Origin of the sequence: Burkholderia sp. BCC1644, from assembly GCF_902833225.1 — a bacterium.
GTDB lineage: Bacteria > Pseudomonadota > Gammaproteobacteria > Burkholderiales > Burkholderiaceae > Burkholderia.
The window spans coordinates 245,672-267,122 of record NZ_CADFEI010000004.1 but is presented as its reverse complement, the minus strand read 5'-3'; the positions used below and the strand labels follow the sequence as shown (position 1 = coordinate 267,122).

General features: G+C 69.0%; 23 protein-coding genes. 5 read left to right on the top strand and 18 right to left on the bottom strand.

Annotated elements, in window-relative coordinates; all coding sequences use genetic code 11:
• Positions 1-31: 31 nt before the first annotated feature.
• From leuE to gloB, 5 genes are all read right to left on the bottom strand, one after another.
• Positions 32-691, bottom strand: a complete 660-nt coding sequence (gene leuE / locus HWX87_RS10035) for a leucine efflux protein LeuE (protein ID WP_166963157.1) — start codon at positions 689-691, stop codon at positions 32-34.
• A 36-nt stretch (positions 692-727) separates the two neighbouring features.
• Positions 728-1,873, bottom strand: coding sequence for a glutamine-hydrolyzing carbamoyl-phosphate synthase small subunit (carA, locus tag HWX87_RS10030; protein ID WP_166963159.1), 1,146 nt, complete (start codon positions 1,871-1,873; stop codon positions 728-730).
• A gap of 355 nt (positions 1,874-2,228) precedes the next feature.
• Positions 2,229-3,446: an MFS transporter gene (locus HWX87_RS10025; protein ID WP_176046997.1), complete on the bottom strand. Its 1,218-nt coding sequence runs from the start codon at positions 3,444-3,446 to the stop codon at positions 2,229-2,231.
• 157 nt (positions 3,447-3,603) lie between these two features.
• A complete protein-coding gene (locus tag HWX87_RS10020; protein ID WP_176046996.1) occupies positions 3,604-5,178 on the bottom strand; it encodes a transglycosylase SLT domain-containing protein in 1,575 nt (524 codons plus the stop codon).
• A 151-nt stretch (positions 5,179-5,329) separates the two neighbouring features.
• The gene (gene gloB / locus HWX87_RS10015) at positions 5,330-6,136 is read right to left on the bottom strand and encodes a hydroxyacylglutathione hydrolase (RefSeq protein WP_176046995.1); all 807 of its coding nucleotides are present in this window, start codon (positions 6,134-6,136) and stop codon (positions 5,330-5,332) included.
• An 18-nt stretch (positions 6,137-6,154) separates the two neighbouring features.
• Between gloB and HWX87_RS10010 the strand changes: the two genes are divergently transcribed.
• Genes HWX87_RS10010 through dnaQ form a run of 3 tightly spaced genes read left to right on the top strand, consistent with a single transcriptional unit; the run spans position 6,155 to position 8,180 of the window.
• Entirely contained in the window at positions 6,155-6,967 is an 813-nt protein-coding gene (locus HWX87_RS10010) for a class I SAM-dependent methyltransferase (protein ID WP_176046994.1), read from the top strand.
• The gene (gene rnhA / locus HWX87_RS10005; RefSeq protein ID WP_176046993.1) at positions 6,964-7,407 is read left to right on the top strand and encodes a ribonuclease HI; all 444 of its coding nucleotides are present in this window, start codon (positions 6,964-6,966) and stop codon (positions 7,405-7,407) included. Before HWX87_RS10010 ends, rnhA begins: the two co-directional genes overlap by 4 nt.
• 38 nt (positions 7,408-7,445) lie before the next feature.
• Positions 7,446-8,180, top strand: coding sequence for a DNA polymerase III subunit epsilon (gene dnaQ, locus HWX87_RS10000; RefSeq protein WP_176046992.1), 735 nt, complete (start codon positions 7,446-7,448; stop codon positions 8,178-8,180).
• A gap of 27 nt (positions 8,181-8,207) precedes the next feature.
• On the opposite strand, the gene HWX87_RS09995 is transcribed toward dnaQ, so the two are convergent.
• A complete protein-coding gene (locus HWX87_RS09995; protein WP_176046991.1) occupies positions 8,208-8,540 on the bottom strand; it encodes a YnfA family protein in 333 nt (110 codons plus the stop codon).
• A 539-nt stretch (positions 8,541-9,079) separates the two neighbouring features.
• Here HWX87_RS09995 and proP point away from each other — a divergent pair.
• Positions 9,080-10,570: a glycine betaine/L-proline transporter ProP gene (proP, locus tag HWX87_RS09990; protein ID WP_176046990.1), complete on the top strand. Its 1,491-nt coding sequence runs from the start codon at positions 9,080-9,082 to the stop codon at positions 10,568-10,570.
• A 111-nt stretch (positions 10,571-10,681) separates the two neighbouring features.
• Here the strand turns inward: proP and HWX87_RS09985 are convergent, their stop codons facing one another.
• Together HWX87_RS09985 and HWX87_RS09980 are read right to left on the bottom strand one after the other, a co-directional pair.
• The gene (locus HWX87_RS09985; protein ID WP_176046989.1) at positions 10,682-10,888 is read right to left on the bottom strand and encodes a hypothetical protein; all 207 of its coding nucleotides are present in this window, start codon (positions 10,886-10,888) and stop codon (positions 10,682-10,684) included.
• A gap of 173 nt (positions 10,889-11,061) precedes the next feature.
• The gene (locus HWX87_RS09980) at positions 11,062-11,691 is read right to left on the bottom strand and encodes a glutathione S-transferase (protein WP_176046988.1); all 630 of its coding nucleotides are present in this window, start codon (positions 11,689-11,691) and stop codon (positions 11,062-11,064) included.
• A gap of 173 nt (positions 11,692-11,864) precedes the next feature.
• Here HWX87_RS09980 and HWX87_RS09975 point away from each other — a divergent pair, with 173 nt between their 5' ends.
• Positions 11,865-13,082, top strand: a complete 1,218-nt coding sequence (locus HWX87_RS09975) for a polyhydroxyalkanoate depolymerase (protein WP_176046987.1) — start codon at positions 11,865-11,867, stop codon at positions 13,080-13,082.
• Positions 13,083-13,089: 7 nt separating this feature from the next.
• Here the strand turns inward: HWX87_RS09975 and HWX87_RS09970 are convergent, their stop codons facing one another.
• The 10 genes from HWX87_RS09970 to madM all read right to left on the bottom strand — a co-directional run bounded on the left by HWX87_RS09970 (position 13,090) and on the right by madM (position 21,440).
• A complete protein-coding gene (locus HWX87_RS09970; RefSeq protein WP_176046986.1) occupies positions 13,090-13,728 on the bottom strand; it encodes a phosphoribosyltransferase family protein in 639 nt (212 codons plus the stop codon).
• A 125-nt stretch (positions 13,729-13,853) separates the two neighbouring features.
• Positions 13,854-14,375: a phospholipase D-like domain-containing protein gene (locus HWX87_RS09965; RefSeq protein WP_176046985.1), complete on the bottom strand. Its 522-nt coding sequence runs from the start codon at positions 14,373-14,375 to the stop codon at positions 13,854-13,856.
• Positions 14,376-14,493: 118 nt separating this feature from the next.
• Entirely contained in the window at positions 14,494-15,426 is a 933-nt protein-coding gene (mdcH, locus tag HWX87_RS09960) for a malonate decarboxylase subunit epsilon (RefSeq protein WP_176046984.1), read from the bottom strand.
• The gene (mdcB, locus tag HWX87_RS09955) at positions 15,423-16,289 is read right to left on the bottom strand and encodes a triphosphoribosyl-dephospho-CoA synthase MdcB (protein ID WP_176046983.1); all 867 of its coding nucleotides are present in this window, start codon (positions 16,287-16,289) and stop codon (positions 15,423-15,425) included. Before mdcB ends, mdcH begins: the two co-directional genes overlap by 4 nt.
• Positions 16,286-16,954, bottom strand: a complete 669-nt coding sequence (mdcG, locus tag HWX87_RS09950; protein WP_176046982.1) for a malonate decarboxylase holo-[acyl-carrier-protein] synthase — start codon at positions 16,952-16,954, stop codon at positions 16,286-16,288. The genes mdcB and mdcG overlap by 4 nt, the downstream gene beginning before the upstream one ends.
• Complete coding sequence (mdcE, locus tag HWX87_RS09945; RefSeq protein ID WP_176046981.1) at positions 16,941-17,648, bottom strand: biotin-independent malonate decarboxylase subunit gamma; 708 nt, start codon at positions 17,646-17,648, stop codon at positions 16,941-16,943. The genes mdcG and mdcE overlap by 14 nt, the downstream gene beginning before the upstream one ends.
• A complete protein-coding gene (locus HWX87_RS09940; protein ID WP_176046980.1) occupies positions 17,635-18,570 on the bottom strand; it encodes a biotin-independent malonate decarboxylase subunit beta in 936 nt (311 codons plus the stop codon). Before HWX87_RS09940 ends, mdcE begins: the two co-directional genes overlap by 14 nt.
• Complete coding sequence (gene mdcC / locus HWX87_RS09935) at positions 18,567-18,881, bottom strand: malonate decarboxylase acyl carrier protein (protein WP_021162697.1); 315 nt, start codon at positions 18,879-18,881, stop codon at positions 18,567-18,569. Before mdcC ends, HWX87_RS09940 begins: the two co-directional genes overlap by 4 nt.
• Positions 18,882-18,891: 10 nt before the next feature.
• The gene (gene mdcA, locus HWX87_RS09930; RefSeq protein WP_176046979.1) at positions 18,892-20,538 is read right to left on the bottom strand and encodes a malonate decarboxylase subunit alpha; all 1,647 of its coding nucleotides are present in this window, start codon (positions 20,536-20,538) and stop codon (positions 18,892-18,894) included.
• Positions 20,539-20,672: 134 nt separating this feature from the next.
• The gene (madM, locus tag HWX87_RS09925; protein ID WP_176046978.1) at positions 20,673-21,440 is read right to left on the bottom strand and encodes a malonate transporter subunit MadM; all 768 of its coding nucleotides are present in this window, start codon (positions 21,438-21,440) and stop codon (positions 20,673-20,675) included.
• Between the last annotated feature and the right edge of the window lie 11 nt (positions 21,441-21,451).

The following is a 21,451-nucleotide window of genomic DNA, read 5'->3' as shown; positions in this document are numbered from 1 at the left end:
GTAATCGTTGTCGTGGGTCGGCCGGCAGCGCTCAGCTCATGGTCGCGAGCGCAAGCTTCACCGAGAAACCGATGAACAGGCCGCCCACGCTGCTCGCCGCGCCTGCCGCAAGCTTGCGGCGGCGGCGGAAATGCTCGGCGAGCCGCGCGCCCGCGAAGATCAGCGTGCTCAGGTACAGGAAGCTCGCGCATTGCGCGATCGCCCCGAGCACGACGAACGACAGCGCGGGATGCGGAAATGCCGGGTCGACGAACTGGATGAAGAACGAGATGAAGAACAGGATCGCCTTCGGATTCAGCAGGCTCACGATCAGCGCCTTGCGGAACGGCCGCTCGCCGTCCACCGCGGGCGTTGCCTCGGCCGGCGCATTCGCCGGCGCGCGCAGCTTCTGCCACGCGCTGCGCAGCATGCCGGTGCCGATGTAGAGCAGGTACGCGGCGCCGCCGTACTTGACGACGGAGAACAGCAGCGGGTTCGCCTTCAGCAGCGACGCGACGCCCGCGGCGGACAGCACCATCAGCACCGTATCGCCGACGAATACGCCGCAGGCCGCGCGATAGCCGGCCTTCACGCCCCGCTGCGCCGCGAGCGACAGCACGTACATCGAGTTCGGCCCCGGCAGCAGGATGATGAAGATCACGCCGAACACGTAGGTCCAGATATCCGTGATGCCGAGTGCGTGGCCGAACATGATGTGAATCTCCCGTCCTTCGGTTGCGTCAGTAACTTAAGCGTTGCGCTGCTTCGCCGCGTCCATCAGCGCGGTGAAACGGTCGAACAGATAGCCGATGTCGTGCGGGCCGGGCGACGCTTCCGGGTGACCCTGGAAGCAGAAGGCCGGCTTGTCGGTCAGCTCGAAGCCCTGCAGCGTGCCGTCGAACAGCGACACGTGCGTCACGCGCGCGTTGGCCGGCAGCGAATCGGCGTCGACCGCGAAGCCGTGGTTCTGCGACGTGATCACGACCCGACCGTCGCCCAGATCCTTCACCGGATGGTTCGCACCGTGGTGGCCCGTCTTCATCTTCAGCGTCTTCGCGCCGACCGCGAGGCCCATGATCTGGTGGCCGAGGCAGATGCCGAAGGTCGGCACGCCGCGCGCGATGAATTCCTTCGTGGCCGCGATCGCGTAATCGCACGGCTCCGGATCGCCGGGGCCGTTCGACAGGAAGATGCCGTCCGGATTCAGCGCGAGCGCATCTTCCGCGCTCGCCTGTGCCGGCAGCACCGTCACGTGGCAGCCGCGCTCCGCGAGCATGCGCAGGATGTTGTACTTGACGCCGAAATCATAGGCGACGACACGGTACTTCGGCGCTTCCTGCATGCCGTAGCCGCCCTCAAGGCGCCATTCGGTCTGCTTCCATTCGAACGGCTTCGTGGTCGACACGACCTTCGCGAGGTCCATGCCGGCGAGACCCGGGAACGAGCGCGCGAGCTCGATCGCCTTCGCTTCGTCGTCCGAGCCCGTCAGGATGCAGCCGTTCTGCGCGCCCTTGTCGCGCAGGATGCGGGTCAGCTTGCGGGTATCGATGCCGGCGATCGCAACGACGCCTTCGTCGCGCAGGTAGTCGCCGAGCGTGCGGTCCATGCGGAAATTCGATGCGAGCGTGGGCAGATCACGGATGATCAGGCCGGCGGCATGGACTTTCGTGGCTTCGACGTCTTCGGCGTTGACGCCGACGTTGCCGATATGCGGATAGGTGAGCGTGACGATCTGGCGCGAGTAGCTCGGGTCAGTCAGGATTTCCTGATAGCCGGTAATCGCGGTATTGAACACGACTTCGCCGATCGTGTGGCCTTCGGCCCCGATCGAATAACCACGAAAGACCGTGCCGTCGGCGAGTGCAAGCAAGGCGGGAGTAAAAGACGGCAACACGGGAGGCTCCTTGGGGAACACCCTGCTGCCGACCTGTTTACCCTGCCGCGCGAGCGCCGCGCTGCGTGGGCGCGCGTGGTCGCTTGCTGGACGCGGTCTGCGTTGTCGAGTCGCGAACCCGGCGCGTGGCGCACGAGGCTTCGCGGCATCGCCCGGCAGGCGGCGTGCGGCGGATGAACGGGATGAATGAGGTAGGCGCTAGGGTGCGAGGTTGATCAGCACAAACTTTCAAATTATAGCCTGAAAATGGCCCTATCTTCAATCGATACGGCCGTCCGACCATGCACGCGCCACGCGGCGCAACGTGCTGCGGCCCCGTTTCCGCAGCCGCCCTACCCGTCAGCGTACCGCCGGATCAGTGCGCTTGACCAGCACCGCGCGCGGGCCACACGTACCAGACCGCGCTCGCGAGCTGCAGCGCGAGCAGCACGCCCCATGCGGTGAAGTGCGCGGCAGCAGGATAACGTCCGTCGACCGCCGGCCAGTGCGACAGTACCGCGCCGACACCGATCTGGAACGCGAAGATCAGCAGGAAGATCACGAGCGTGAGCGTCGTGTTCGCGCGGCCGATCAGATGGGCGGGAAAGTGTCCGGCCATCACCGCGTAGGTCAGGATGCCGACGCCGCCGAATATCCCGTAAGCCGCCCACAACAAAGCCGGCGGCAGCGGCACGCCCGCGACGATCGCGACCTGCGTCGCGACGAACAGCGCCATCCCGACGCCGCAGAACGCGTAGACCGACACGCCGCGCCGCTCGAGCATGCGCGCCGCCGCGCCGAAGCCGACGCAGCCGGCCATCATGGCGAAGCCGAGCACCGACACGAGACGCGCGGCATGCGCCGCATCGAACCCCGCGACATCGCGCAGGTACGGCCCGACCCACAGCGACTGCATCGCGTAGAACACGCCCTGCGTGACGACGGAGAACGACGAGATCTTCCAGAACGCGCGACTGCTCAGGATGTGCCAGGTGCCCTTGAACTGGCTGACGATCCCGCCCTGGTGGCGCGCCTGTGTCGCTTCGGGCGCGCCGAAGCCGATCGACGCCGCGACCACCACCGTCAGCACCGCGAGGCCGAAACAAATCGCGCGCCAACTCGTCCAGCCGAGCAGCCAGGTCAGCGGCGAGCCGACCATCACGCCGCCGAGGCCGCCGACGGCCATCACGAGACCGTTGACGAGCGGCAGCCGGCCGACCGGGAAATGCTGCGCGAGCGCCTTGAACGCCGCACCGAGGCACACCGATACGCCGACACCGATCAGCAGCCGGCCGACCATCATCGTGCCGAGGCTGTGCGCGGCGCCGAACACGGCCGCGCCGGCCGCCGCGAACAACAGCATGCCGGCCGTCACGCGGCGCGGGCCGAAGTGGTCGAGCATCACACCGGCCGGGATCTGCGCGCCCGCGAAACCGAGGAAATAGAGGCTGGTCAGCAGGCCGAGATCTGCGGCCGACAGACCGAGCTCGTGCGTGACGAACGGCGCGAAGCCCAGATTGACGCCGCGGAACACATACGACACGAAATACCCGACCGAAAACAGCGCGAGCACCCTCACCTGCACCGACGACATCGCTTCCCCTTGTTCGTTGAAGACTCCCGAAGCAGCGCCCCGCGCCGCGCACAAACGAAAACGCCGTCACCTAAGTGACGGCGTTTCGTCGCATTTCGTCGGATGATAACGCAATCGCGCGGACCGGACCGGCCGCCCGCTGCGCGGAGCAGCCGCGTTACTTCTTCTTGCCCTTGTGCGTAGCGGCCTTGGCCGGCGCAGCCTTCGCGGGCGCCGCCTTCGCCGACTTGGCGGCCGGCTTCGCCGCGCCGCGCTTCGCGCCGTGCGACTTGCCGCCCACCGCGAGGCTGGCGCGCTCGATGTGCGCACCGCCAGCCGACGTCGAGATCCGTTCCGGACCGGGCTCCGCCGGCACCGAACGGCCGACCGGCACGTGCAGCACGAGCGCCTGGCCCGGCATCGCGAGATCGCGGTGCGTGCGGTTCCACGCCTTGAGCTGGCCGACCGACACGCCGTAGCGGCCGGCGATCGCCGCCATCGACTGCTTGCGGCGCACGCGGATCAGCATCTTGCGGGTGTCGGGTACATCCGGTTCCATCGCGAGCGCGCCGTTTTCGGCGACGTCGGCGCTGATGTCCTCGTCGTCGTCATCGCCGCGCGGCACGACGATCGTCGAGCCCGGCTTCAGGCGCATGCCGGCCGGAATCTTGTTGACCGACATCAGCGTATCGGCGTCGACGCCGATCTTCTCGGCGATCGCGGCCGGGCGCGCACGTTCGCTCACCGTATAGGTGGTCCACGTCGACAGCTGGCCGTTGTAGGCCTTCAGGTTCTTCTCGAACGCCGACGCGTTGTCGAACGGCAGCAGGATCTGCGGCTCGGTCGCGCCGAGGATCACCGGCTTCGAGAACGACGGGTTCAGCGAGCGGAATTCATCGAGCGGCAGGTTCGCGAGCTTTGCCGCCACCGCGACGTCGATGTCGCGCGACGTCGTGACCGTCACGAAATACGGGTGGTTCGGGATCTCCGGCAGCGTCAGGCCATACTGCTGCGGGCTCGCGATGATGTTCTTCACCGCCTGCAGCTTCGGCACGTAGTTGCGCGTCTCGTTCGGCATCCGCAGGCTCTGGTAGTCGGTCGGCAGACCGGCCGCCTGGTTGCGCGCGATCGCGCGCTGCACGTTGCCCTCGCCCCAGTTGTACGCGGCCAGCGCCAGATACCAGTCGCCGAACATGTCATGCAGGCGCGACAGGTAGTCGAGCGCGGCGCTCGTCGACGCGAGCACGTCGCGGCGCTCGTCCTGCCACATGTTGCGCTTCAGGTTGTACGTGCGGCCGGTGCCCGGCATGAACTGCCACATGCCGGCCGCCTTCGCGACCGACAGCGCCTGCGGGTTGTACGCGGACTCGATGAACGGCAGCAGCGCGAGCTCGGTCGGCATGTGACGCGCCTCGAGCTCCTCGACGATGTGATACAGGTACTTCTGCGAGCGCTCGGTCATGCGCTGCACGTAATCGGGACGCTGCGTGTACCAGGTCGTCTGCATGTCGACGAGGTCGCTCTGCAGGTCGGGCATCTGGAAGCCGCGGCGAATGCGCCCCCACAGATCGGAGTCGGCACTGGTCAGGTCGCCGACGGATTGCTTGTCGACATCGACAGTTTCTTTGGCGGTGGCTGATTTACGGAGGTAGTTGGACGTCGCCTGCGAATCGGCGGCGTTGTTGGCGACAGGGGCCTGGCTCGCACAAGCGGCGAGTAGCAGGACCACCATCGCACTCAATATAAGTCGCATGAAAATCTCGGCTTCCGACGGCTGGAAATTGCAGGCGATACTACGGAAGTGCGTGCTTCACGTCAATAAAAACACCGAAAACTCAGCGAAATCCTACATTTGGAGCAATTTTTACAGACACCGCTTGAGCTTTGGAGTCCTCCGGAAATCATCATCGGAACCGGTTTTTCCACTCGCGCATCAGCGTGAATGCCGCCAGACGATCCGGCACTGTTTCGTGCAGCTCGGCCTCGAGCGTGGCATGAATCGCCGCGCTGTCGGCCCGCATGAACGGGTTAACGGCACGCTCGTGAGCAATCGTAGTGGGCAGCGTCGGCACGCCCCGCGCGCGCAGCGCCTGCGCTTCGTCGCGCCACGCCGCGAGCGCCGCATTGCCGGGCTCGCATGCGAGCGCGAAACGAATATTGGACAGCGTGTATTCATGTGCACAATGCACGCGCGTGTCGCCCGGCAGCGCCGCGAGCGCGTCGAGCGACGCGAGCATCTGCGCGGGGGTGCCTTCGAACAGGCGGCCGCAGCCGCACGAGAACAGCGTGTCGCCACAGAACACGTGCGGCGCCGCGTTGCGCGGCCCGGCCGCCTGGAAATAGGCGATGTGGCCGCGCGTGTGACCGGGCACGTCGAGCACGTCGAATGCGACGGCCGGTGCGTCGAGCGTCACGCGATCGCCGCCCGTCAGCGGCCGCGTGACCACGCCGATCGCTTCGGCCGCGGGGCCGTAAACGGTGAGCGGCACATCGGCCGGTTGGCTATTGCGCAGCGCATCGACACCGCCGACGTGGTCGGCATGGTGGTGCGTGAGTAAAATAGCGGTCAACCGCCAGCCTCGTTCGGCAAGAACCCGGCGTACGGGCGCGGCTTCACCCGGATCGACGGCGATTGCATCGCGGCCGTCCGAGACGAGCCAGATATAGTTGTCTTCGAATGCCGGAACCGGCACGTATTCCAGCTCGTTCATGGGCGCGCAATCATCGTTATGTCTGACCGTCAAATTATAGACTGGCCCGCCTGGACCGACTCGCCTCCCGGCCGCTACGTGCTGGGCTGGGAGCAGGCGCAGCTCGACCGGATCGTGTCCGACGTCTTCGGGTTCCACGCGTTGCAGCTCGGCCTGCCCCAGCTCGACACGCTGCGCGAGAACCGCATGCCGTATCGCGGCCTCGTGCTCGACCCGGCGAGCGGCGCAAGCGCGCCGTACCAGTACCCGTGGGCACGCGAAGCGCACGCGCCGGAGCACGCGCCCGCCGATCGCAGCACGACCTGGTGCGACCTGCTCGACCTGCCGTTCGAGTCGCAGAGCGTCGACCTGATCGTGATGCCGCACACGCTCGAATTCACGTCCGACCCGCACCGCCTGCTGCGCGAGGCCGAGCGCGTGCTGATGCCGGAAGGCCAGCTCGTGATCACCGGCTTCAATTCGCTCAGCCTGTGGGGCATGCGGCAGTCGTTCGGGCGCATGGCCAACCACCCTTTCGTGCCGGCCACGCGCGACCAGATCGCGTTCATCCGGCTCAAGGACTGGATCAAGCTGCTCGGCTTCGATCTCGAACGCGGCCGCTTCGGCTGCTACCGGCCGCCGCTTGTCACCGACAAGTGGCTCGCCCGCTACGGCTTCATGGAGGCCGCCGGCGACCGCTGGTGGCCGATCTTCGGCGCCGTCTACATGGTGACGGCCGTCAAGCGCGTGCGCGGCATGCGTCTCGTCGGCCAGATCAAGATGAAGAAGCCCGTGCTCGCACCGGGCCTGACGCCGGCGGCCTCCCCGACCACCCATCAAGAACATTCATGACTACCGATACCATCGACATCTATACCGACGGCGCCTGCAAGGGCAACCCCGGCCCCGGCGGCTGGGGCGCACTGATGCGCTACGGCGACCAGGAGAAGGAACTGTTCGGCGGCGAGCCGAACACGACCAACAACCGCATGGAGCTGATGGGCGTGATCGCCGCGCTCGAAGCGCTGAAGCGGCCGTGCCAGGTGGTCGTGCATACCGACTCGCAATACGTGCAGAAAGGCATCAGCGAGTGGATCCACGGCTGGAAGAAGAAAGGCTGGATCACCGCGGCGAAGACGCCCGTGAAGAACGCCGACCTGTGGAAGCGGCTCGACGCGCTCGTCGCGCAGCATGAAGTCGAGTGGCGCTGGGTCAAGGGTCACGCGGGCCATCCCGAAAACGAGCGCGCGGACGCGCTCGCGAATCGCGGCGTCGAATCGCTCACGGCCTGAACGCCGGCCGTTCCCCTGTTTTCCTTGTTTTCCCCGACATGCGCCAGATCATTCTCGATACCGAAACCACCGGCCTGAACGCCCGCACGGGCGACCGCCTCATCGAAATCGGCTGCGTCGAGCTGCTGAACCGGCGGCTCACCGGCAACAACCTGCACTTCTACGTGAACCCCGAGCGCGACAGCGACCCGGGCGCACTGGCGGTGCACGGCCTCACGACCGAATTCCTCAGCGACAAGCCGAAATTTGCGGAAGTCGCCAACCAGATCCGCGACTTCGTGAAGGACGCGGAGCTGATCATCCACAACGCACCGTTCGACCTCGGCTTCCTCGACGCCGAATTCGCGCGGCTCGACCAGCCGCCGTTCACCGAACAATGCGGCGGCGTGATCGACACGCTCGTGCAGGCCAAGCAGATGTTCCCCGGCAAGCGCAACTCGCTCGACGCGCTGTGCGACCGCTTCGGCATCAGCAACGCACACCGGACGCTGCACGGCGCACTGCTCGACTCGGAGCTGCTCGCCGAGGTGTATCTCGCGATGACGCGCGGCCAGGACAGCCTCGTGATCGACATGCTCGACGACGGGGGCGCCGACGGCGGCGCGGCGAACGGTCAGCGCGTGTCGCTCGCCGCGCTCGATCTGGCCGTGGTAACCGCGAGCGACGACGAACTCGCCGCGCACCAGGCGCAGCTCGACGAGCTCGACAAGTCGGTCAAGGGCACCTGCGTGTGGCGCACGTCGGCCGAAGCGGGCGCCGCCGACACGAACTGACGCCCACGGCTCGCACTGCGGCCGCGCCTATCCGCGCGGCTGCAGCGCGATGACCGCCATTCCGCCGAGCGCGAGCGCCGCGCCGGCCACATCCCAGCGGGTCAGCGCGACGCCGTCGACCACCCGCAACCAGACCAGCGCCACCGCGATATAGACGCCGCCGTACGCGGCATACGTGCGCCCGGCCGCACTCGGGTGCAGCGTCAGCAGCCACGCGAACAGCGCGAGCGACAGCGCGGCCGGCACCAGCAGCCAGACCGGGCGCCCGTCCTTCAGCACGAGCCACGGCAGGTAGCAGCCGACGATTTCGGCCAGCGCGGTAGCGGCGAACAGCGCCGCGATCCTGATCAGTTCGGTCATCCGGTTCCTCGTGTATTCGCCCCCGTCGCCGGGCGCGGCACGGCCCCGCCGCGCGCCGCCGATCATACCCGAGCACGCCTTGCCGAACGCCCCGCCAGACGGGCGTCTCCCGGCAATTTGCACGATCATCCGTCATCGTGCTATCATGTCGCCTGTTTCGACATTCAATCTCTGTCTTTTCAATTTCGAAGGAAGTCTGTCCACGCGTTGCGGGCCGGCCTTTCGACCGAAATACACCCACAGGAAAGCCCGCCCGACAGGCCCGCTTTTCTCGTTTCGTTGCCCCTCCGGGGCGTTGCCGGAACGCCGGACACACCGTCCGCACCGGCATCTGCCGCCTGCATCACGCGGCCCATTCTTCATGAGCGCACTGTCGCGACGGCCCATCGGGCCCGCGTCGAAGCAGCCCCTTATCGCCTTTTACCGCCCTTTGTGCAGTAAGTGCTTAATGGTTTGCCTCGACGCGCCGCATCCGACACCGCGCTCGCCGGCAAACCGTGTCGGACGGCCCGCCCGTTCCGGCGCAGTCAAAGGAGTGCATGACCTTGACCGCAACACACGTCAGCCCGACCGCTGCTTCTTCCTCCGCTTCGCCGTCCGGCGAGGCCCCGCTCGCTGCGGACGACATTACCGTCGTCGACCAGAGCCTGCTCAAGCGCGCCGTCAGCGCAATGGCCATCGGCAATGCGATGGAATGGTTCGACTTCGGCGTCTACAGCTACATCGCCGTCACGCTCGGCAAGGTGTTCTTCCCGTCCAGCAGCCCGTCCGCGCAGTTGCTCGCGACCTTCGGCACGTTCGCGGCCGCGTTCCTCGTGCGCCCGCTCGGCGGCATGGTGTTCGGCCCGCTCGGCGATCGCATCGGCCGTCAGCGCGTGCTCGCCGCGACGATGATCATGATGGCCGTCGGCACCTTCGCGATCGGCCTGATTCCCAGCTACGCGTCGATCGGCATCATGGCGCCCGTGCTGCTGCTCGTCGCCCGCCTCGTGCAGGGCTTCTCGACCGGCGGCGAATACGGCGGCGCCGCCACCTTCATCGCCGAATTCTCGACCGACAAGCGCCGCGGCTTCATGGGCAGCTTCCTCGAATTCGGCACGCTGATCGGATACGTGATGGGCGCCGGCGTCGTCGCGCTGCTCACCGCGTCGCTGTCGCAGGAAGCGCTGCTGTCGTGGGGCTGGCGCGTGCCGTTCCTGATCGCCGGCCCGCTCGGCCTGATCGGTCTCTACATCCGGATGAAGCTCGAGGAAACGCCCGCGTTCAAGCGCCAGGCCGAAGCGCGCGAAGCGCAGGACAAGGCCGTGCCGACGACGCGTTTCCGCGAAACGCTGATGCGCAACTGGCGTGCGCTGCTGCTGTGCGTCGGCCTCGTGCTGATCTTCAACGTGACCGACTACATGGTGCTGTCGTACCTGCCGAGCTTCATGTCGTCGACGCTGCACTTCGACGAATCGCACAGCCTCGTGCTCGTGCTGATCGTGATGGTGCTGATGATGCCGATGACGCTGTATGCCGGCCGCCTGTCGGACAAGGTCGGCCGCAAGCCCGTGATGCTCGCCGGCTGTGTCGGCCTGCTGGTGTTGTCGATCCCGTCGATGATGCTGATTCACGCCGGCACCACGGCGTCGGTGTTCGGCGGCCTGCTGATCCTCGGCGTGCTGCTGTCGTGCTTCACCGGCGTGATGCCGTCGGCGCTGCCGGCGCTGTTCCCGACCGAGATCCGCTACGGCGCGCTCGCGATCGGCTTCAACGTGTCGGTATCGCTGTTCGGCGGCACGACGCCGCTGGTGACCGCGTGGCTCGTCGACGTGACGCACAACCTGATGATGCCCGCGTACTATATGATGGGCGCCGCCGTGATCGGCATCGTGTCGGTGGTCGCACTCGCCGAAACCGCGCGCCAGCCGCTGAAGGGCTCGCCGCCGGCCGTCGCGACGCGCCGCGAGGCGCACCAGCTCGCGCGCAAGCTGCGCGAAGAGGACGATGCGCCGGACCTGTACGGCGTCGCGACGCCGGCACGCGCGTGAGCGTCGCCCCATGAAAAAGGCCCCGGCCGAAGCCGGGGCCCGATCGAACCCGATCCGCCCGACCGGCTTGCGCCGGCCGGGCTTTTTTTCATCCATTCGATGCGGACGCCTTCACGCGCGCGCTTCGCAATGACGGCAGAAGATCCGCGCCCGCGAGCGCGACACGGCTGCCTGGGCGCCGCGCGTGGCCATGATCAACCCGACCTGGCCGAGATTGAAATCGCGCTCGACCATCAACTGCGTCAGCGCGGCAAGCGGCAACACGACGGACGGGTGGTACAGGCTCGATTCGATCAGGGCTCTCATCATCGGCTCCATCTGGCAATGCGTTGTTCGATGGAGTGGATTCTAGGGATCGGCGCCTCCCGGATAAACCGCGCGAATACGAAGTCACTTGTCAGCCCCCGAGAACAATCGGCAAACGCTTGCCGGGCAAGGCCCGGCGAGCAGCCGACAGCGGCTCGCGGCGGCCTGACGCCCCGCCGCCCGGCCTACGCGAGCGGCGTTTCGACGAATGCCGGCAGCGCTTCAGCCCGTGTCGAATGGGCGGCCAGCGCCGGATAACGGGCCGGATCGATCCGCGCGAGCACCGGGTAATCGGCCGCCATGAATTGCGTGAACCGCCATGCGACCGCGACCGTCACGTCCGACTGCAGCAGCCGCGCGCCGCCGAACCAGCCATTGGCTGCCGCGACGAGCGGCTCCAGTGCGCCGTACGCGCCTTCGAGCTGGCTCAGCACGCGTTCGATCCACGGCGCGTGCTGCTTGTCGGCCGGGCGCAGCGCCTGCTCGTAGACGATCTGGACGGTCTTTTCGGCCGCCGCCAGCGCGAACCCGACGGGCACGAGCACGCGCAGCCGCGCGTCGGCGGCGTCGGGCAGCAGGCGCCGCTCGGGCGCAACGCGATGATCGAGATAGTCGACGATCAGCGACGAATCGATCAGCGTCGAGCCGTCGTCGGTCACAAGCGTCGGCGCCTTGACGACCGGGTTGAACGTGCTGAACTGCTCGAAATGACGAAACACCGAGATCGACTCGTGTTCGAACGGCAGGTCGAGCAGCTTCGCCGAAATGGCGACGCGGCGTACGAACGGGGAATCCAGCATGCCGATCAGCTTCATCGCAAACGCTCCGCTTCTGGGGAATGGGACCGACGACTGTAGCAGCGTCGCGCGGCGTCGGCTAGCGTGCCCGCGCGGTTGATGCGCAGCAGACGGTCGCGCGTTCCGTCTCCCGCTGCGCGGCCACAGTGACCATAATGCAGATTCACGCCCCTTCCGCCCCAAGGTTCGCCATGTGGTATGCCCTCGTCGAGCAGCAGCGGGAATGGATGCGCGCCTGGCGCGCGGCGACGCGGCACGCGTTCGATGCGTGGCCCGCGGCCACGCTGCCGCACGCCGCGTCGTCGTGCTACGACGACCTGTTCGAACCGCTGCTCGGGCCGTCGGCCGGGCCGCCGTGCTTCGACATCGGGCGGCCGGGCGTCGTCGAGCGGATCGCCGCCCGCACGCCGTTCTGCAACCTGCGGCGCTTCGCGCGTGCCGACGCGCGGCGCACGGTGCTGCTGTGCGCGCCGCTCGCCGGGCACGCGGCCGTGATGATGCGGGAAACCGTCGAGACGCTGCTCGCCGACGGCGACGTCTGCGTGACCGACTGGTGCAATGCGCGCGACGTGCCGCTCGCAGCGGGACGCTTCGGGCTCGACGAGTACGTCGCGATGCTCGACGGCTTCGTCGACGGGCTCGCGCACGACGACCGGCCGCTGCACGTCGTCGCCGTGTGCCAGGCGACCGTACCGGCGCTCGGCGCGCTTGCGCTGCGCGCCGCTCGCGGCCTTGCGCCGCCTGCAAGCGTCACGCTGATCGGCGGCCCGCTCGACGCGCGCCTGAACCCGAGCGCACTCGGCACGGCCGCCGCCGCCCGCTCGCTCGACTGGTGCCGCCGCCACCTGATCGACATCGTGCCGCCCCGCTTCGCGGGGCACGGGCGCCACGTGTTCCCGACCTATCTGCAGCAGGGCGAAATCGCGCTGCTGTATCCACAGCGCTTCCTGACACTGATCGAGGCCTACGCGCTCGCCGCGTCGCGCTTCGACATGGCCGGGCTCGCCGGTGCGCGCCGCGCGCTGCTCGAATACACGGCGCTGCTCGACATGCCGGCCGATTATTTCCTCGACACGGTCGACATCGTGTTCCAGCGCATGAGCCTCGCGACCGGCACGTGGAACGTTGGCGGCACACGCGTCGAGCCGGCCGCGCTGCGCGGCGTCGCGCTGCTGACCGTCGAAGGCGCATGCGACGCGGTCACGGGCGCCGGCCAGACGCATGCGGCGCTGGACCTCTGTCGCGGCCTCGCGGCCGGCGAGCGCCATCGCGTCGACATCGACGATTGCGATCACTACGGGCTGTTTACGGGGCCACGCTGGCGCGGCGAGGTCCATCCGGCGCTGCAGCGCGTGTTCGCGCTGGCGGAAGCGGCCCGCCCGCGCCCGCGCCGCACCAGGCGGCCGTGAGGCGGCGTCAGGGCCGCGCGGCTTCGAGCAGCGTGCGCACCTCGTCGTCGCTCGTCTGCTCGAAGCGCGCGTAGAACTGGCTGATCCCGAAGAACCGCAGCGGCTGCGACACCGTGACGAATGCGTCGGCCAGATCGTCGAACGCGTGCCGCGCGCTCGCCGGCGCGACCGGCGCCGCCGCGACGATACGTGCGGGGCGGCGCTCGCGCAGCGCCTGCAGCGCGACGCGCATCGACGCGCCGGTCGCGACGCCGTCGTCGACGACGATCGCGGTGCGACCGTCGACCGGCAGCATGGCGCCGCGATACAGCGCTTCGCGACGATGCAGCTCGGCCGTCTCGCGCACGATCACGTCGGCAAGCTGCGCGTCCGACACGCCCATCGAACGGATCACCGAACGCTGCAGATGCATCGCGCCGCCGGTGGCGATCGCACCCATCGCGAGTTCGGGATCGAACGGCACGCCGAGCTTGCGCACGACCAGCACGTCGAGCGGCGCGCGCAGTGCGCAGGCGACCGGATACGCGACGGGCACGCCGCCGCGCGGCAACGCGAGCACGACGACATCGCTGCGCCCCGCGTAATCGCACAACGCGTCGGCCAGCTGGCGGCCGGCATCGGCGCGATCGGCAAAACACTCGGTCAAGATCGGCTCCCTGCCGTTGCGCCGGATGCGCGAACCCCGCGCTGGCGCCTGTCAACGAGCATGGTTCATCGGCCGCGCCGATGCAAGCAGGGTCACACCGGCGTACGCGACGCCGAAGGAAAGGGTCAGAGGCCGCCGGCCTGCCGGTACAGCCGCCAGAACGATTGCGCGTAGGATTGCGCGAGTTCGGGCGCGCGCTGGAACACGTTCACCGTTTCCGCGTGCGCGGCCGCACCGTCGGACAGCGTCGTCAGCGCGACGCTGTCGTCGACGATCACGAAGCGCGGTGCCGGATCGCCATGCCGCGAATCGATCGCGACGTCGATGCCTGCGGATTTCAGATAGCCGGCGCCGCTGTAGCGGCCCGCGCGCGGCGAGCGCACGAGCACGACACGGACCTCGACTCCGCGCGTGCGGGCCGCGCGCAACGCGCTCGCGACCGCCGGCGGCACATGCGTATAGCCGGCCAGCAGCACACGACGCTGTGCCTGTTCGATCAGATCGACGGTCGCGTCGGCCGCCGCATTGTCATACGAAAAGTATGTGCCGACCGATGCGGCGTCGGACGGAATCTGGCTGGCGTGGGCGCTCGTCGCGCAGCAAAGCGCGGCGAGAAGGATGGCGGCTGGTCTCATGGCGGGCGCCATTGTAGCGATGCCAAATCGCGTGGCAAGCACCGGCTGCGACGCTGCTGCGCCGGCGCAACACACAGTGTGGAACGAGGGCCCGACGACTGTGTTTCAGCCTGTTTTTTCGGCCGGTCGGTCAGCCGGCCGCGACGCGCGCGAGCCAGCTCGTCACGCCGTCGACGGAACGGAAATCCGCGAGGCTGCGCGCCGGCAACGCCGGGTATGCGCCGCCGGCCATCTCGGCCAGCGCGCGGCCGGGGCCGAGTTCGAGAAACGCCGTCGCACCGGCCTCCACGCAGGCAGCGAGACAGGCCGCCCACTCGACCGGCTCCGCCATCTGCCGCGCGAGCTTGTCGAGGCCGGCGTCGACGTCGAGCACCGATGCGCCGTCGATCCCCGAAAACAGCCGCGTGCCGGGCAGCGGCCGCCGCACATGCGTCGCGGCGAGCGCCGTGCGAAACACCGGCACGGCCGCCGCGAGCCGGCGCGTATGCGACGCGATCCGCACGCACACGGGCGCGACGCGCAGTGCACCGGCTCGGGCCGCGTCGTCGGCCACCGCATCGACATCGGCCTGCCGCCCCGCGACGACGAACGCATCGCCGGGATTCACGATCGCGATGGCCGCATCGCGACCGTCGCACAGCTGCGCAAGCTGCGCGCGCGTCAGGCCGCGCACGAACACCATCCGCTCGTCGCCGCCGCTCGCCGCATCCATCGCGCGGGCACGCGCGTCGGCCAGGTCGAGCGCGTCATGCGGCTCGATCATCCCCGCGACGCTCCACGAGCCGACTTCGCCGACGCTGTAGCCGGCGATACAGCGCCGGCGCGGCCACGCCGCGTCGAGCAGCGCGGCGGCCGCGAGCGCCTGGACCGTACAGAGGATCTGCGCGGCGCGGTTCTCGCGCAGCGCGTCCGGTCCGGCCTGCCGGACCCAGGTGCGCGGATCGTCGCCAAGAAGCCGGCCTGCGTGCGCGAACAGGGCCTCGGCCTGCGGCGTCGTGCCCGTCAGGTCGAACATGTCGGCGCGCTGCGCGCCCTGTCCCGAACAGAGGATGGCCAGCGTCATTGCGGGTTCCCGTCGGCGTCGAGCACATCGACGAATACGCTCATCGCAAGCAGGTCGGCCGCGCCGCCGGGGCTCAGCCGGCGCGCGACGAACGCGCGGTGCGCGGCGGCCGCGCGCAGCCGCCAGTCGCGCGCCCGCACGCCGCCGCGTGCGACGAACGCACGGGCGGTCGCCCGCGCGAAATCGAGGCCTCCCTGCCCGCCCCGGTGCAACAGATTCGTGTCGTCGAGCGCGGCGATCAGCGCAAAGCACGCTTCGACGCGCGCGGCTTCCGGATCGCCGGGCAGATCGCGCCGCGCGCGGCGCAGCGCAGGCAACCCGACCGCGTACACGGTCGCGAAACCGTCGGCCGCTTCGCGACGCGCACCGCCGACACCGTAGCGGCGGCTCGCACGCTCGCCGTGGCTGTCGGGCAAACGCGGGCCGCCAAGGATATCGGCGCCCCAGCGGGCGGAGACGAACGCGCCGAGCGTCGTCCCGTCCGGCACCGCGCCCGGCATCGTGCGCCGGCCCGCGGCCGCGCACAACAGCCCGAGCCCGAAGATCGCGCCGCGATGCGTATTGACGCCGCCGGTCGCGGCGAGCATCGCGTGTTCGGCACGCAGGCCGATCTTGCGCAGCACGGCCATGTCCGCATCGCGCGCGCCAGCGTCGGCCAGTTCGGCGAAGTAAGGCCGCAGCGCGGCGGCGCTGCGCGCGAACGTCGCGGCATCCATGTCGGTGTGACTGCCGGTGTCGACGTGACTGACGAGCCCCGGCTTCGGATAGGTGTCGATCTCGAGCACGAGGCTGCGCTCGGCCAGCGCGGCAATACGCTCGGCATCGGACGGCGCCGGTACGCGGCAGGCGGCCCATGCGCTCATTGCGCGCCTCCGGTGAATGCGTCGGCCGCCATCAATTCGACGGCAATCGCGGTCTTGACCGCGACTTCGGGCAACCGCGCGTGCAGTTCACGCCAGTTGACGCCCGCGCCGTCGGCGCGCAGCAATTCACCGTCGATGCGCATCGGCGCACGCGCGTCGATCGCCGCGAGGCCATCGAGCAGCGGCGCGAGCGACGCGGCTTGCGGCAACGGGAACACGATATCGAGATCGGACGATGGGCCCAGGTACGGCTCGCCCGTCAGCGCCTGCCATGCGAGGCTGCCGAACACGCGGCCCTGCACGCCGCAGCGCGCGCCGAGCGCGTCGAGCTCGCGCAACGGCGCGTGCCATGCGCCGGGTGCGGCGGCGAGCGCGTCGGCCAGCGCGGGCAGCGGGCCGACCGTCGCGAGCGCGTCGGTGGCGACGTTCAGTGCAATGCGCCGCTTGCCTGCCGCAGGTGGCAGCGGCAGGCCGAGCGGCACGCGGCCGGCATCGGCTTCATCCGGCGACGCACGGCGCACGATCAGCGGCCAGCCGCGTTCGGCCCATGCGCGCACGAGTGGATCGCCCGCGAGCGCAGGGTCGCGCGCGAAGGCCGCGCCCCACCCGGCCGCCGTCAGCGTGACGAGCGTGTGGCGGCGCAGCGGCAGCTCAGCGTGCGGCACGCGCGAGTGCCTCGACGCGCTGCGCGACGTCGGTCGCAACCGGCCGGCCGCGTGCCGCACGCCGGTCGATACGGTCGGCCGGCTTGCCGAGCCATTCGCCGACCTGCGCGTCGAGCGCGCGGGTTGGATCGAGCACGGCGTCGACGGCGCCCATCTTCACGAGATTGTCGAGCCCCGGCGCGAACACCGGCGTCGAACGCGCCATCTCCGTCAACACGTCGATCGGCAGCTTGGTCACGCGCGACATCGACGGCAGGTCCATCACCTCCGGCTCGGCGCCCGGCACCGCGAGCAGCGTGCGCGTCGCGAGCGCGGTCGCGATGAACGCGCCTGCTGCCGTGTGGCCGTACAGCACGCCGATCGTCCGGTGCCCGGCGAGATCCGCGTGCATCAGGCACTTCGCGAGATGCGACAGCCCTTCGTTCAGGCCGAGCAGTTCGTCGCGCTTGCTCATCCGCTGGCTGTCGCTGTCGACGAGCACGACGATCGGCGTGTCGCCGCCGCGCGCGATCGTGTCGAGCACGCGCGACGCGAGCGTCAGCGCTTCGTCGATGCCGAACGGCAAGCGGCCGGTGACGCCGATCACGTCGACGCGCGTACCGGCCAGTTCCGCATGGCCCGTCAACAGCCCGCCACTACGCGCGATCGCATGGCCCTTGGGAAACAGCGAATTCAGTACTTCATCGAGCGTCATGCTGCGGCTCCTGTAACTGGTCGGCGAGCTTCGCGAATTCGTCGTCGGGCATGCCCGGAATCGCTTCCGGCTTGTCGGCCCCAAGCGTGCGCCACACGTCGAGCGCATCCTTGCATTCGCCGAATCGGGCGACACGCGCTTCAAGGCGCGCCTGCTCCGCGCGCAGCATCGCCGCGTCGAACGTCGGCGCGCGGCCGATCAGCTCGAGCGCCGCCGCACGGAACGCATCGGGCGTATCGGCCACGTAACGATCCGCGCCGCCGATCAGGCGCCGGTGCTTGCCGCCCATCGTGCGCCAGATCAGCGCACGATCCTTCGAATCGAATTCCTCGACGCCGCGATTGGTCTCGATCACTTCGGGGCCCGACACGCTGATACGCCCCTGCTCCGACACGGCGAGCGCCGAGCAGCACGCGGCGAGCAACCCGCCGCCGCCGTAGCAGCCCGCGCGCCCGCCGATCAGCCCGATCACCGGCACGCCGGCCGCACGCGCGTCGACGAGCGCACGCATGATCTCGGCAATCGCGAGCTCGCCCGCGTTCGCTTCCTGCAGCCGCACGCCGCCCGTATCGAACAGGATCAGCACCGGCTTGCCGACTTCGCGCGCGGCGCGCAGCAGCCCGGCGAGCTTCGCGCCGTGCACTTCGCCGAACGCGCCGCCCATGAAGCGGCCCTCCTGCGCGGCGACGAACACCGGCCGGCCGTCGAGCCGGCCGTGGCCGACCACCATCCCGTCGTCGAACTGCTGCGGCAGGTCGAACAGCGGCAGGTGCGGGCTCGTCACGCGTTCGGCCGGCCCGAGGAATTCATCGAAGCTGCCCGTGTCGAGCAGCCCGTCGATGCGCTGCCGCGCCGATGCTTCGTACCAGCTCGCGCCGTTCGCGACGAACGCCGGTGCGTCGTGGATCACGTCGCTCATCATGCGTCCCCCTCGATCGCGCGCACGGCCTGGGCAAGCCGCAACGACACCATGTCGGGCCGAGCGCCGCCATCGTTGATCGACAGTTTCAGGCCGCCCGGCGTGCGCCGTTCGACGAAATCCGTGACGACCGCCTGCCACACCGCACCGAAACCGACCGCCGCGGTGCGGATGTCGATCTCGCATTCGTTGCCCGGCAGCACGCGCTCGACGAGCACTTCGAGATTGCCGGATGCCACCACGCCGACGAGCGCCGCGGCCAGTTCGCCCTTCGCGCGTTCGCGCGCGGTGAAGCGATAGTTCAACTGTTCCATGCCCTCTTCCTCACCAGTTGCGGAACCGGGCCGGCGGCGCATAGAGGCCGCCCGACCAGTGCACGAGATCCTTGATCGAACGCGCGGCGAGCCAGCGGCGGTCGGCGTCGAGCGGATCGATGCCGAGATCCTCCGGACGGCGGATCACGCCGCGCTCGCGCAGCCGCTCGACCATCTTCCGGTCGCGGCCGCGGCCGATCTCCGTATAGCCGGCGACGCCGCGGATCGCGTGCTCGCGTTCGTCCTTGTCGCGGCACATCAGCAGGTTCGCGATGCCTTCCTCGGTGACGATGTGCGTGACGTCGTCGCCGTAGACCATGATCGGCGCGAGGTCGAGCTGCAGCTTGTCGGCGAGCTTCAGCGCGTCGAGCTTCTCGACGAACATCGGCACGTTCTTGTCGCCGAACGTCTCGCCGATCTGCACGACAAGCTTGCGGCCGCGCCTGAGCGCCGCCGGTGTATCGGGGTCGGCTTCCGCACCGGCCTTCAGCCACGGCTCGCTCGGATGGCGCCGGCCGCGTGCGTCGCTGCCCATGTTCGGCGCGCCGCCGAAGCCGGCGATCCGCTCGGCCGTGACCGTCGACGAATGGCCGGACAGGTCGATCTGCAGCGTCGAGCCGATGAACATGTCGCATGCATAAAGGCCGGCCGTCTGGCAGAACGCGCGGTTCGAGCGCAGCGACCCGTCGGGGCCCGTGAACCACACGTCGGAACGTTCGCGGATGTAATCGTCCATCCCGACCTCGGAGCCGAAGCAGTGGATCTGCTCGACCCAGCCCGACTCGATCGCGGGAATCAGCGTCGGGTGCGGATTGAGCGCCCAGTGCGTGCAGACCTTGCCCTTCAGCCCGAGCTTCTCGCCATAGGTCGGCAGCAGCAGCTCGATCGCGGCCGTGTTGAAGCCGATCCCGTGGTTCAGGCGCTTGATGCCGTACGGCTCGTAGATGCCCTTGATCGCGAGCATCGCGGTGAGGATCTGCGTTTCGGTGATCGCGGCCGGATCGCGCGTGAACAACGGCTCGACGTAGAACGGCCGGCCGGCCTCGACGACGAAATGCACGCGGTCGCCCGGGATGTCGACGCGCGGCACCTTGTCGACGATGCGGTCGACCTGCGCGATCACGACGCCATCCTTGAACGCGGTGGCTTCGACGACGGTCGGCGTGTCTTCGGTGTTCGGGCCCGTGTACAGGTTGCCGTCGCGATCGGCGCTGACCGCGGCGATCAGCGCGACCTGCGGCGTGAGGTCGATGAAGTAGCGCGCGAACAGCTCGAGATAGGTGTGCACCGCGCCGAGCGCGATCTTGCCGCCGAACAGCAGCTTCGCGATGCGCTGCGACTGCGGGCCCGAATAGGCGAAATCGAGACGCTTCGCGATGCCGCGCTCGAACACGTCGAGATGCTCGGGCAGCACGACACCCGACTGCACCATGTGCAGGTCGTGGACCTTCGCGCTGTCGACGTCGGCGAGCGCCGTCGCGAGCAGGTCGGCCTGCTTCTGGTTGTCGCCTTCGAGGCAGACGCGGTCGCCGGGCCGCAGCACCGCTTCGAGCAACGCGACGGTGTCGCGCGCATCGACCCGCTTGCCCTGCGCGTAAGCCGCGCCGGCCGCGAGCCGTGCATCGCGCGCCTGCCGCGCGTGATTCCATCCCGTCATGAACAGTTCTCCCGCTTCGATGGTTCAGCGGCATTCTAAGCCTGGCGCCGCCGCCGATTGATGATGTTGACGAATGCGACTCAGAGGACGCCGCGATGGATGCGGCCCGTATGCGCGGGCCCCCTCGCAGCGCGCTACGCGCCGACCAGCGCGCGCGTCGCGAAGTACAGCACCGACGGCCCGAGCAGGCAGCCGACGCCCGTGTGGAAGGTCGCGACCAGCGCGCCGTACGGGACGAGCCGGCGGTCGGTCGCGGCAAGCCCCGCGCTCACGCCGCTGACGGTGCCCGCGAGGCCGCCGAAGATCATCGCGGAACGCGGCGTCTTCAGGCCCATGAAGTTCGCCGCGACGGGCGTGCCGACCATCACGATGATCGCCTTCACGAGCCCCGTCGCGATGCTCAGCGCGATCACGTCGGAGCTCGCGCCGATCGCCGCGCCGGTGACGGGCCCGACGATGTAGGTGACGGCGCCCGCGCCGATCGTCGTCATGCTGACCGCATCGGTGTAGCCGAATGCGCGCGCGATGCACGCACCGACGATGAACGGCAGCACGGTGCCGAGCAGCAGCGACACGACGCCGACGAGCCCGGCCTTGCGCGCCTCGGTCGGCTGCACTTCGAACGCGGTCGCGACGATCGCGAAATCGCGCAGCATCGCGCCGCCCATCAGGCCGACGCCCGCGAACAGCGGCACGTCGGCGATCCCCTTCTCGCCGCCGGTGAACGCGCCGCCGACGTACGCGAGCGCGAGACCGATCACGATCGCGATCGCGGAGCCGTGCACGCGGCCGAACGTGAGCTTGCGGGACGCGATCGACGACAGCCACATGATCAGGCCGACCAGGGCGAACGACGCGACGAGCCCGTTGTGGGCGACGGTTTTTTCGAGCATCTGCAGCATGGCGGCCTCCG